The organism is Polaribacter litoreus (assembly GCF_054584775.1).
In genome coordinates this window covers 88,508-100,632 of record NZ_JBTLRD010000011.1, presented here as the reverse complement: position 1 = coordinate 100,632, position 12,125 = coordinate 88,508, and the positions used below count along the sequence as shown (strand labels likewise).

The window sequence follows — 12,125 nt, the reverse complement described above, 5'->3', positions numbered from 1 at the left end:
AATATCGAAAGTACATTTGAAATAGTAAAGTGTAAGTGTAAGGAATAAACTATGTAGTGATTGTGTTGAAAAACTACTTTTAGATTTTTTTCAAAAAAAAACCACAGCAATAGTGCTGTGGTTGTATTGAGTTAATATTTCCATTAATCTTTTAATCTTTATGCATAAAAGCTTGTTTTGCTAACAATTCGTCTTCAGTTTCAACAATATCTTCATCTGGCACACAACAATCTACAGGACAAACTGCAGCACATTGAGGCTCTTCATGAAAGCCCATACACTCCGTACATTTGTCTGGTGCTATGTAATAAATTTCGTCTGAAATAGGTTCTTGGTCTTCATCAGCGTTAACTGATTTACCATTAGGTAAAACCACATTACCACTTAAATCTGTACCATCTGCATATTTCCAATCGTCTGCTCCTTCATAAATTGCAGTATTTGGACATTCAGGTTCACAAGCCCCACAATTTATACACTCATCTGTTATTATAATCGCCATAATTTCTGTTCTCTTTTTGTACCTTTGCTTTTGCAAAAATAAACCCTAAATCATTTACATCCAAAATAAATGAGTAGTATTCAACATAGAATTAACGCTTTCGTAAAATTAGGCACTTTTTTAAGTCAATTTTCTAATAAAAGAATTGAAAAAAAAGACAATATAGAGCACAATGAACTTTTTTTTGAGGGTTTTCTTCATCAAATTAAATTGGCCCAAGAATACAACTCTTGGTTTACAAAAGATAATGTTTTATTTGCCTTAGAAAGTTGGTCTATAGCTTTATCAGAAGATAATTTAAAAACCTTTACAAGTAACTTAAATGATAAAAATAATAGCCCAAAAACGGTTGCCATTATTATGGCAGGAAACATACCTTTAGTAGGTTTTCACGATTTTTTATCGGTTTTAATTTCTGGCCATTCTGTTTTAATAAAACAATCTTCTAATGACAAATATTTATTGCCTTTTTTAGCTAAATATTTAGAATTTGTAGAAAATAGTTTTAAAGGAAACATAACGTTTACTGAAGAAAAGTTAACCAATTTTGATGCTGTAATTGCTACAGGAAGCAATAATACAGCACGTTATTTTGAGTATTATTTTAAAAACAAACCTAATATTATTAGAAAAAGTAGAAACTCTGTAGCTGTAATTAATGGCAAAGAAACTCATGAAGATTTTGAAAAATTATCAGATGATATTTTTCAATATTTTGGATTAGGATGCAGAAGTGTAGCTAAACTTTACGTACCACAAGACTATCAATTTGATACCTTTTTTAATGGGATGTATTGTAAAAAAGACCTCATCAATAACGCAAAATACGCCAACAATTACGATTATAATAAGGCTGTGTATTTAATGAGTGAGTTCGATTTACTTGAAAATGGTTTTTTAATGATTAAAGAAGATGAAAGCTACTCCTCACCTATTGCTACATTATTTTATGAATATTATGATAATGAAATCGATTTAAAAATAAAACTACATCAAGAAAGAGAAAAAATTCAGTGTATTGTTGCCAAAGACTTTATAGAAAACGAAGTTGCTTTTGGACAAACACAGCATCCAAAATTAACAGATTATGCTGATGGTGTAAATACCTTAGAATTTTTATCGAAAATATAAATTAATTTTTGGTTGATGGTTACTAGTTTTTGATAAAAAAACTTTGAAACTTTGAAACTTTGAAACTCAAAATAATGAAAAAACATAATTTTAGTGCAGGCCCTTGTATTTTACCTCAAGAAGTGTTGCAAAAAGCATCTGAAGCAATTATCAATTTTAATAATGACGATTTATCTCTTATAGAAATATCACATAGAAGTAAATCTTTTGTTGCTGTTATAGAAAAAGCACGTGCTTTAGCCTTAGAGTTATTAGGCTTAGAAAATAAAGGCTACAAAGCGTTGTTTTTACAAGGCGGTGCTAGTATGGAGTTTTTAATGGTTGCTTACAATTTACTGCATAAAAAAGCAGCCTATTTAAATACAGGAACTTGGTCTGACAAAGCCATTAAAGAAGCAAAAGCTTTTGGAGAATTGATAGAAGTTGCCTCTTCTAAAGACAAAGGGTATTCTTATATACCTAAAGGATATTCAATTCCTGAAGATGTTGATTATTTTCATTACACAAGTAACAACACTGTTGCTGGCACTCAATTAAAAGAAATCCCTGAAACAAATGTGCCTTTAGTTTGTGATATGAGTTCTGATATTTTTTCACGTCAATTAGACTTTGAAAAATTTGATTTAATTTATGCAGGAGCTCAGAAAAATATGGGTCCTGCAGGCACAACTTTAGTTGTTATTAAAGAGGATATTTTAGGCAAAGTTGAACGTCACATTCCTTCAATGTTAAACTATCAAGTACATATTGATAAAGACAGTATGTTTAACACTCCTTCTGTTTTTGCAGTTTATGTTTCTATGCTAACCTTAGAGTGGTTAAAAGATTTGGGTGGAATCTCTTTTATTGAAAAAGTCAACAATAAAAAAGCTACACTTTTATATGATGAAATTGACAGAAATCCTTTATTTAAAGGAATTGTAGCAAAAGAAGATAGAAGTACTATGAACGCTACATTTACTTTAGTTGATGAAGCTCACAAAGCAACTTTTGACAAACTTTGGCAAGAAGCTGGCATTAATGGTTTACATGGTCATAGAAGTGTTGGTGGTTATAGAGCTAGTATGTACAATGCGTTACCTTTATACAGTGTACAAGCTTTGGTTGATGTTATGCAGGAATTTGAGAAACGCTTCTCCTAACCTCTCCAAAGGAGAGAAATTCTTACTCTTAAAAATAAAAAATTAATAAACAATAAATAAAAACTCCTTCCCTTAGGGAAGGTTGGGATGGGATGAAAATATTAGCAAATGATGGACTTTCGCAAAGCGGAATTGACACTTTAGAAAAAGGTGGTTTTGAAGTACTAAATGTAAAAGTAGCTCAAAATCAGCTAGAAAATTACATTAACGAAAACAATATTGATATCATTTTAGTAAGAAGCACAACTCAAATTCAACAAGAATTAATTGATGCCTGTCCATCTTTAAAACTTATTGGTAGAGCTGGTGTTGGTATGGATAATATTGATGTTGACTATGCAATTGAAAATGGTTTACAAGTAATTAATACACCTTCTGCTTCTTCTAGCTCTGTGGCTGAATTGGTTTTTGCACATTTATTGGGTATGGTTCGTTTTTTACATTCTTCTAATAGAGAAATGCCTTTAGAAGGTGATTCTCGTTTTAATGCATTAAAAAGAACCTATTCTCAGGGTGTTGAATTAAGAGGAAAAACACTAGGTATTATTGGTTTTGGTAAAATTGGGCAAGAAGTAGCAAAAATTGCTATTGGTTTAGGAATGAAAGTATTAGCAACTGACCCACTTGTTGAAAGTGCTCCTATAACTTTAGAGTTTTTCAACGGACAAAAATCTACGTTTACCATTTTAACCACAGATAAAGAAGAGTTGTTAAAAGAAAGTGATTTTATAACATTACATATTCCTTTACAAGAAGATTATACTATTGCAGCACAAGAATTTGAAAAAATGAAAGATGGTGTTGGTATCATTAACACAGCAAGAGGTGGTGTTTTAAATGAAGTAGATTTGATGAATGCCATTGAAAATGGAAAAGTACAGTATGCTGGTTTAGATGTTTATGAAACAGAACCAATACCAGCAGTACAATTATTAATGAATCCAGATATTTCGTTAACTCCACATATTGGCGCATCAACTTTAGAAGCTCAAGAAAGAATTGGTCTTGAATTGGCAGAACAAATTATAAAATTGTTGAAATAGTATTTTTTACTATTAAGTTTTAAAGTTACACTTAATTTTAAATTTTTAATTCCTAAAAAGAATCCGTTAACACAAATAGCTCATTTTTGCTAACAGTACATCAATTATTTAAGTTGTATGCCATTTTATCAATTTAATAAATCATCACAACTATATTGAGGCCAGTTAGAAGGCACATCCATCGTTTGTCCTGGTTTTAGCAATAAAGCTTCAGGATATAATGATTTAATTTCACCCCAAGTTGTTTCAAACCATTTATCCGTATTATGTTTTTTAATAACTGTTCCCATCATTTTACCTGAAACCGCTTTATCAATTAACGGCCACCATAAACTTTCTGTTTCACGATCCCAAAAAACAAAACCATCTATTCCACCCCAAACATCTGGCTCTCGATAAGTATATCCTGAAAGTGCAAATGTAAATGTTTTATTATTGTAAACACGTGAATATACTGCTCCTAAATCGGCTAAAAAACAAAAAACAATAGCTATAGGATCTCCATCAATTACCTCATTTATAACTTCATGCTTCGTTAATAATTCTATTGAATATGCTTTAGGCCTCTTAGTATCTGTTAATACAATTATATACCTATCATCATCACTAAAACTAGAAGAATGCTTAATATCTTTTTGAGCATCACTAACAGAATAGTATTTAGGATTTATTAACGCATGAAAGGTTTCTCGCCCTAAGCCATGCCTTAAATTACATTCATCTAAATACCAATTAGAAATATCAAAATGCCAATTTGAATTATTACCTCCAAACAACATTTTTCGTTCGTTTTCAACAAATACCCAATTTTTATTGGCACAATCTGGTATATTTTCATCTTTTTTATAAGCTAATGAATCGCACCATATTTTAACTGCATTGTTTTCGTTAACAAACGCGTCATCAATACCAATATCTAGTGAGGTAAATTCCTGTGGAGTATCTTCGTTTTTGATAGAACAAGATGTAGTAATTATAAAAAATATAATGCTGATTGAAAAAATTTGTTTCATAGTATAACCTTAATTTTAATTTTAAGTCGAATTAAATTTTAAAACCTAACAAAATATTTTTAACCGCTCATTTTTAATTATTGAGCACTAAAAACGATTATCGCCATCTAACATATTACCCAAACCTCCTAAAACACTGCCTTCTCCTCTAGTTCCAGAGCCAGTTTTAGGTGCCATGGCCAAAACACGTCCTGCTAATCTACTAAAAGGTAACGATTGTATATAAACTGTTCCTGGTCCTTTTAAAGTAGCAAAAAACAATCCTTCGCCACCAAAAATAGTATTTTTAATACCGCCAATAAATTCAATATCGTAGTCAACAGTTTGTGTAAAACCAACAATACAACCAGTGTCTACTTTTAAAACTTCACCTGGCTGCAAAACCTTTTTTGCCATTGTTCCACCAGCGTGAATAAATCCTAAACCATCACCTTCCATTTTTTGCATAATAAAACCTTCTCCACCAAACAATCCTCTTCCTAGTTTTTTAGAAAATTCAATACCAATAGAAACTCCTTTTGCAGCGCATAAAAATGCATCTTTTTGGCAAATAAATTTTCCGCCAAATTCTGTTAAATCTATAGGAATTATTTTTCCTGGATAAGGAGACGCAAATGAAATTTGTTTTTTTCCAATTCCGGCATTCGTAAAAACGGTCATAAATAAACTTTCGCCTGTTAAAATTCTTTTTCCGGCAGAGAATATTTTTCCTAAAATTCCTTTTTCTTGATTAGAGCCATCACCTAAAATCGTATTCATTTTAATCTGGTCATCCATCATCATAAAAGTTCCAGCCTCGGCTACAACGCCCTCATCTGGATCTAGCTCAATTTCTACAAATTGCATTTCTTCACCAAAAATTTTATAATCTATTTCGTGTGCATTCATACTTTTTCTGTTTGATATATTTTCTGGAACTCGATCTTGAAACATTTTTTTTATTTTTAATTCAACACTTATTAGAGGTTTAAAGTAACACTATGTTACAATTATTTAAAATAAATTATTCATTTTTAATGATTTTTTAACTTTAATTTTTAACAATAAAACTACTTTTGTATCAAAATTAAACACCATACAGAAAAGCAAAACTGACTATGAAATATTTAACTCCAGAAATTGAAGCTTTATCAAAAAAATACGAAGTAAGCAAGTCTTTAGCAAGAACCTCTGTTTCTTGCGGGATTTTTCAAGACTTAGATTATAACGAAAAAAGACCACAACCTTATCTAAAAAAAGATTAGTTCTTTACTTTTAAACTCCAATGGAATTTAAAGTTAGACACCAATACACCATTTTCATTCACTCCTTTTGAAGTTAATATAATAATTTGCCCCTCTCCTGTTTCTATGGATTTTTGAATAGCTTCTCTAATTTCATCACCTCCCTTACAGCTAAATGTAATTCTACCAGTTGCTTTTTTGTAAAAATTAGCCTCTTGATGAGTAACAAGCATAGAAACTTTTCGTTTAGAATCATAAATAGCTTTCATCACTAAAATACCTGTTGGCATTTCTGCAGCCATACCTTGCGCAGCCCAAAACATACTTTTAAACGGATTTTGATTCATCCATCTGTGTTTAATAGTTACCACAACTTCTTTATTGTTTATAGACTTTACCCAAACGCCTCCAAAAAAAGCCAAAGGCAACTTAAAAAGATTGAAAAAATTGACTTTTGCTGGTGTAAACTTCATTTTTTTACTTTAAATAATAATTTAGAGGCTATTCAACGTAATTTTTTTTAATGTAAAAATCGCTAAATATATCAACTCATATATTTTTTAAATATACTTAAATATTATGATATTGGCTTAAATACGAACCCATCATTTTAATCAAACCCAGTATCAGCAACAATTTTATAATTATTCAAAGTCATTATAATACAAAATCAAAATGTTAATAAAACGTTAATTATAGTACTATGTATTGCATAATACCTTCTTTAGGATATATATTTGCATAAGAAAGTATTATATACAATTATAAAATGAAACAAAATAAAGAAAACACCAATGCCTTTTTAATACATATTTCTGCATTTGCAGGGTTTATGTTTCCATTTGGCCACATTATAACTCCATTAATTGCTTGGCAAACACTAAAAGACAGGAGTTTATTTTTAGATGAACAAGGCAAAGAAGCTGTAAACTTTAACATCAGTTATACGCTATACGTATTTTTGCTGTCTGTTGTTTTTATACCATTTGCTTTGGGTTCTATTTTTAATAGACATCATCAGTTTATCAATTGGAATAATTTTCATGTAAACTTTGATTTAGACCTACATAATTGGTTTAGTGTTTTCAGCTTTGGGTCTATTGCTGGTATTGTATACATCATAGGTATTGCTTTAGTAATTATTGCTTCTGTTAAAGCTAGAGAAGGTGAACATTACAAATACCCTTTCACTATAAAATTTATTAAATAATAAATCCTCTCTTAATCACTTTAAAAGATGGAAAAAAATGCCATCAAAATTCATCATAAAAGTAAATTAAATGAAAATAATAAATCAAAGTTTGCTCACTCAAAAATTCCTTCGTTTTAGTAAGGTTAGGATGAGCTTAATAACACATAAAATATGAAGATTGAAAACACAAAAGCACAAATGCGAAAAGGTGTTTTAGAGTTTTGCATTTTATCCATCCTAAAAAATGGAGATGCATATACTTCTGAAATACTGTCTACGCTAAAAAGTGCAGAAATGATTGTGGTAGAAGGAACCATTTACCCGTTATTAACCCGTTTAAAAAACGCTGGTTTATTAACCTATAGATGGGAAGAATCAACCTCTGGACCACCAAGAAAATATTACGTTTTAACCGAAAACGGAGGTATGTTTTTAAAAGAACTCAACAAAACCTGGACCAATTTAGTAAACGCAGTACACCAAGTAACTAGTAAAAAATCGACTACAAATGAATAAGACCATAAATATAAATTTAGGCGGATTTTTCTTCCATATCGATGAAATAGCCTATCAAAAATTACGAAGATATTTAGAATCCATTTCTAAATCTTTAAGTGATGATCCTCAAGGAAAAAACGAAATTATTGCAGATATAGAAGCTAGAATTAGTGAATTATTATCTGAAAAAATTACAGATGTTAGACAGGTTGTTAATGAAGGTGATATTGATGACATCATAAAAATAATGGGACAACCAGAAGATTATGCTGATGCAGAAGAATCGTACAGCGATGCTAGCTATTCTTACAAAAGAAACAGCGCATCTGGCAAAAAATTATTTAGAGATGGTGATGATAAGTTTTTAGGTGGTGTAGCTTCTGGTATTGCACATTATTTTGATGTTGATACCATTTGGATTCGTTTGGCATTTATTATTTTAACCGCAAGTGGATTTTCTGTTTTGGTGTACATTATTCTATGGATTTTATTACCAGAAGCAAAAACTACTGCCGAAAAATTACAAATGGAAGGCGAACCAGTAAATATTGATAATATTGAAAAAAAAATCCGTAAAGAATTTAGTGAAGTATCAGATAAAGTAAGTGTGGTTGCCAAAGAAGCATCAGATAAAATAAAAGAGGGTGCTAATGAGTTTTCAGATAAAATGAGTAAAACTTTTTCGGGAAAGACCAAAAAAAATAACGGAGCAAGCGATTTTTTTGATACTATAGGAAAAATATTACTCGCCATTTTTAAAGTATTTGGTAAGTTTATTGGTATTATAATTATATTTTTCTCTGCTGCTGTTATTTTATCTCTAATTATTGGAGGGTTTTCTGTAGGAAGTTTAGGTTGGTTAGAAATTGATGGAGAGTTTTTACACTATCCTCCTTTTTTAGATGATACTATTTTACCAACTTGGTTATTAATAGTATGTGCATTTTTATTAGCTGGTATTCCTGCTTTAGGGCTGTTTATTTTAGGTTTACGCATTTTATCTAGCAATATTAAAAAAATGAATAAGCCAACATCTTTAACCCTTTTAGGAATTTGGATTGTGGCATTTTTAGGAATCTTCTTTACATTTTTAGATTTTGGCACATCTCATGCAACTTATGGTGAATTTTCAGAAAAAAATACACTAAATATTGTGGATAATGATACGCTAAAACTAAAAATGATAAATGACGATACGATTTATTATCGTCATAGTTTAAAAAGAAGCAACTACAAAGAAGAAGTTGAAGTTAACGGAGAGGTTATGACTTATGCAAGTGATATAAAAGTTGATGTTAGAAAAAGTAATACTGACGAAAACTATATGGTGATTCAAAAGGAATCTAAAGGTAAAACAAGAAGTAAAGCCCAAAAAAATGCAAAACAAATAAAATACAACTTTAAAGTTTTTGCAAATACTATTGTTTTAGATGCCTATTTTTTATCCGATTATAAAAACCTTTGGAAAGATGAAGAAATCAATATTATATTTTATCTGACCGAAAACACAACGGTTTACTTTGATAATTCTATAAAAAACTTCTTGTATAGAGTAGATAATGAAGAAGATATTTATGATAAAGATATGGCAAATCATCATTTTAAAATGACTGATAAAAGCCTAAAATGTACAGATTGCAAAGTTGAGGTTGAAATTGAGAAAGAGGAAAAGGAATCTGATGACAACATAAGTGATATGACACAAACTATTTAATACAATTCAGTACTAAAAAACAACAATTGAGCAACCTTAGTTACATTTTAAGCGTCTAATCTAAGACCTTTGAAACATCAATTAAATCTAATATCATGAAAACTATCACCAAAAAACTACTTTCCATTCTTTTTTTAGCAACATTTTTAAGTGCTTGTAACGTAAATATGTTTAACAGTATTAACGGAAATAAAAACGTTGTAACAGAAAACAGAAAAGTAAATGAAGACTTTACTAAAATAAAAGTGAGCACAGGTTTAGACTTATATATTACTCAAGGTTCAACATCAAAAATAATTGTAGAAGCAGATGAAAATTTACAAGAAATCATTATGACAGAAATTAATGATGGTGTTTTAAAAATCTATTCCGACAAAAATATCTGGAAAGCAAAATCAAGAAAAATACACGTTACTCTCGAAACTTTAGAAGGTGTTACTGCAACAAGTGGTTCTGAAGTTTACACCAATAATCCTATAAAAGTAAATACCATTGCTCTGAAAGCAACTAGCGGAGCAAATATTAATATGTCTTTAGATGCTAACGCTGTAACAAGTAATGCTACTAGTGGCTCTGACATTGAAATTTCTGGAACTACAAATAAACATACATCTAGTGCAACAAGTGGCGCTTCTATAGATGCTTACGAACTGCAAAGCAAACATGTTACAGTTAAGGTTACAAGTGGTGCAGATATTAATGTATATGCTTCAGAAACTATAAACGCAAAGGCTACAAGTGGTGGCGATATCGATTTTAAAGGTAACCCAAAACAAGTGAGTAAAAATTCTTCTTCTGGTGGAAGTATTTCTGCTAAATAAATTTTGAATTAATTAGTCAATCAACCAAAAGAATTCTTGGGGCTTTAAATAGCCTCAAGATTTCAAAAAAATTATACCTGTTTAGAAAAATATTAAAAAAACTGACATTAGAATAGCTAACTCTAATAACAGTACTAATACTTGGTTTTATTAGTTTACTTGGTAAGTCGTCGTTTTGTAAAAAAACGACGCTTACTTTTTTTTATGCTGAACTTGTTTCAGCATCTGGGAACTTGTTTCAGCATCTCGGAACTTGTTTCAGCATCTCTGAAATTATTGCAATATCACTAAATCCAATCTTAATTTTTACGTTTTAATATAAACTCCTAAAAAGTAGACTTTTTACTCTTGACTTTTTAAAATAAAAAAACGAATTTAGCTAACTTTGGATATTACGAATTGAAACTCGTCATATCCGAAAAAAGTTAGCGAAATAGCACACCATTCCTAAAATAAGGTTGCATAATTATAACCTTTATATTCAAAATGTTCATTTGGTTAAACTAAATTTTTGTTTTACAAATAGAACATCACCCCTTAGTTCTTTTATGATTTTTTACTTTTAATCTGTAATCCTATTTTAAATGCTTCAAAAATATTTACCTTTAGCAACCAATTATAAATTTTAAAATGGAAAACAAATTCAATATTTCAGTATTAATAGATGGCGATAATGCACAACCCAAACTCATTAAAGAAATTATTGATGAAGTTTCTAAGTACGGTAAAGCAACGATTAGAAGAATTTATGGCGATTGGACTTCGCAACAAATGAATAGTTGGAAAGCCATCATCAACCAACATTCTATTACACCGATTCAAAAATTCTCTTACACAACAGGTAAAAATTCTACAGACGGCGCTTTAATTATTGATGCTATGGATATTTTACACGGTAAAAGCACAGAAGGTTTTTGCATCGTTTCTAGCGATAGCGATTACACAGGCTTGGCCAAAAGAATTCGAGAAGAAGGTTTGTTTGTAATGGGAATTGGCGAGAAGAAAACTCCTACTGCTTTCGTGAAATCTTGTGAGGTTTTCACCTTTACAGAAAACCTTAAAAATGAAGATACAGAAGAGGAGGATGAAAAAGCAACTGATGAAACCAAAAAGAAAAGAGTTGTTCAAAAAATAAAAGAGCCAAATAAAAACATTAGACTTACGAAAGAAGACTGGAAAACGGTAATAAAAGCTTTTGACATTTCTACCAATGAAGAAGATAAAGCACATATTTCTACACTAGGTTTAAACATCAGAAAAATTGATCCAAGTTTTGATCCAAGAAGTTATGGTTTTAAAAGTTTAACCAAACTTTTTGCCAACATCGAAAAATTTGAAGTCATAAAAAATGAGGTAAATGGCTCTAATCATCCGTTATTAAAAATGAAATAAACTTATTTTTTATTCCCTAAATACTCTTCTATATCTGCAATATGATGCTGCAATGCTTCTGTAGAGATTTGAATTTCTCTAATTAATAAAGCTAAAGAAATCAATAATAAAATCAACCCCAAACCAAATGCATAAATGGCAATAAGTTGATATCCGATATAAATTAAAAACATCGTTAAAACACAAAACAACAAACTAGTTATTCCAAATATTTGCATCCATTTTGTTAAATGTAACCTTTGTTTTAAATTATTAATTTGTCGTAATAAAGAGTCATCATGCTCTTTTAAGTATCGATCATGTAAATTTCTAATCACAGAAGCATAAGCCAAAAACCGATTGGTATACGCAAGCATTATTAAAGATATTGCAGAAAACAATAATGCTGGGGTAGTTAATGTAAGTTGTTCCATAATGCAAAATTAATACTATTAAACTAAAATCTTTTCTGTAA

The 12,125-nt window shown here is 30.1% G+C and carries 14 protein-coding genes; 9 read left to right on the top strand and 5 right to left on the bottom strand.

Features of this window, described 5'->3' with window-relative positions:
* Window positions 1-151 precede the first annotated feature (151 nt).
* A complete protein-coding gene (locus tag ACW9UN_RS11270) occupies window positions 152-502 on the bottom strand; it encodes a 4Fe-4S dicluster domain-containing protein (RefSeq protein WP_459486373.1) in 351 nt (116 codons plus the stop codon).
* Window positions 503-571: 69 nt separating this feature from the next.
* Between ACW9UN_RS11270 and ACW9UN_RS11265 the strand changes: the two genes are divergently transcribed.
* The 3 genes from ACW9UN_RS11265 (at window position 572) to ACW9UN_RS11255 (ending at window position 3,818) form a co-directional block, all read left to right on the top strand.
* Entirely contained in the window at window positions 572-1,633 is a 1,062-nt protein-coding gene (locus ACW9UN_RS11265; protein ID WP_459486371.1) for an acyl-CoA reductase, read from the top strand.
* 74 nt (window positions 1,634-1,707) lie between these two features.
* A complete protein-coding gene (serC, locus tag ACW9UN_RS11260; RefSeq protein WP_459486370.1) occupies window positions 1,708-2,775 on the top strand; it encodes a 3-phosphoserine/phosphohydroxythreonine transaminase in 1,068 nt (355 codons plus the stop codon).
* Window positions 2,776-2,867: 92 nt separating this feature from the next.
* Complete coding sequence (locus ACW9UN_RS11255) at window positions 2,868-3,818, top strand: D-2-hydroxyacid dehydrogenase (protein WP_459486369.1); 951 nt, start codon at window positions 2,868-2,870, stop codon at window positions 3,816-3,818.
* Window positions 3,819-3,946: 128 nt separating this feature from the next.
* Here the strand turns inward: ACW9UN_RS11255 and ACW9UN_RS11250 are convergent, their stop codons facing one another.
* Both ACW9UN_RS11250 and ACW9UN_RS11245 read right to left on the bottom strand, forming a co-directional pair.
* The gene (locus tag ACW9UN_RS11250) at window positions 3,947-4,831 is read right to left on the bottom strand and encodes a DUF3179 domain-containing (seleno)protein (protein WP_459486368.1); all 885 of its coding nucleotides are present in this window, start codon (window positions 4,829-4,831) and stop codon (window positions 3,947-3,949) included.
* Window positions 4,832-4,918: 87 nt separating this feature from the next.
* Window positions 4,919-5,719 (bottom strand): TIGR00266 family protein, encoded by an 801-nt coding sequence (locus tag ACW9UN_RS11245; RefSeq protein ID WP_459486446.1) that lies wholly within the window; start codon window positions 5,717-5,719, stop codon window positions 4,919-4,921.
* A gap of 209 nt (window positions 5,720-5,928) precedes the next feature.
* Here ACW9UN_RS11245 and ACW9UN_RS11240 point away from each other — a divergent pair, with 209 nt between their 5' ends.
* Window positions 5,929-6,075: a hypothetical protein gene (locus tag ACW9UN_RS11240; RefSeq protein WP_459486367.1), complete on the top strand. Its 147-nt coding sequence runs from the start codon at window positions 5,929-5,931 to the stop codon at window positions 6,073-6,075.
* On the opposite strand, the gene ACW9UN_RS11235 is transcribed toward ACW9UN_RS11240, so the two are convergent.
* Window positions 6,072-6,527: a DUF4442 domain-containing protein gene (locus ACW9UN_RS11235; protein ID WP_459486366.1), complete on the bottom strand. Its 456-nt coding sequence runs from the start codon at window positions 6,525-6,527 to the stop codon at window positions 6,072-6,074. The two genes, ACW9UN_RS11240 and ACW9UN_RS11235, sit on opposite strands and share 4 nt — an antisense overlap.
* Before the next feature lie 296 nt (window positions 6,528-6,823).
* On the opposite strand from ACW9UN_RS11235, the gene ACW9UN_RS11230 reads away from it, so the two are divergent.
* The 5 genes from ACW9UN_RS11230 to ACW9UN_RS11210 all read left to right on the top strand — a co-directional run bounded on the left by ACW9UN_RS11230 (window position 6,824) and on the right by ACW9UN_RS11210 (window position 11,671).
* Window positions 6,824-7,264, top strand: a complete 441-nt coding sequence (locus ACW9UN_RS11230) for a DUF4870 domain-containing protein (RefSeq protein ID WP_459486365.1) — start codon at window positions 6,824-6,826, stop codon at window positions 7,262-7,264.
* Between the two features lie 153 nt (window positions 7,265-7,417).
* A complete protein-coding gene (locus ACW9UN_RS11225; protein WP_459486364.1) occupies window positions 7,418-7,762 on the top strand; it encodes a PadR family transcriptional regulator in 345 nt (114 codons plus the stop codon).
* Entirely contained in the window at window positions 7,755-9,458 is a 1,704-nt protein-coding gene (locus tag ACW9UN_RS11220; protein ID WP_459486363.1) for a PspC domain-containing protein, read from the top strand. The genes ACW9UN_RS11225 and ACW9UN_RS11220 overlap by 8 nt, the downstream gene beginning before the upstream one ends.
* A 95-nt stretch (window positions 9,459-9,553) precedes the next feature.
* Entirely contained in the window at window positions 9,554-10,279 is a 726-nt protein-coding gene (locus ACW9UN_RS11215) for a head GIN domain-containing protein (RefSeq protein ID WP_459486361.1), read from the top strand.
* A 630-nt stretch (window positions 10,280-10,909) separates the two neighbouring features.
* Window positions 10,910-11,671: an NYN domain-containing protein gene (locus tag ACW9UN_RS11210; RefSeq protein ID WP_459486360.1), complete on the top strand. Its 762-nt coding sequence runs from the start codon at window positions 10,910-10,912 to the stop codon at window positions 11,669-11,671.
* A 2-nt stretch (window positions 11,672-11,673) separates the two neighbouring features.
* Here ACW9UN_RS11210 and ACW9UN_RS11205 read toward each other — a convergent pair whose 3' ends face one another.
* The gene (locus ACW9UN_RS11205) at window positions 11,674-12,084 is read right to left on the bottom strand and encodes a DUF2721 domain-containing protein (RefSeq protein WP_459486359.1); all 411 of its coding nucleotides are present in this window, start codon (window positions 12,082-12,084) and stop codon (window positions 11,674-11,676) included.
* Window positions 12,085-12,125: the final 41 nt, after the last annotated feature.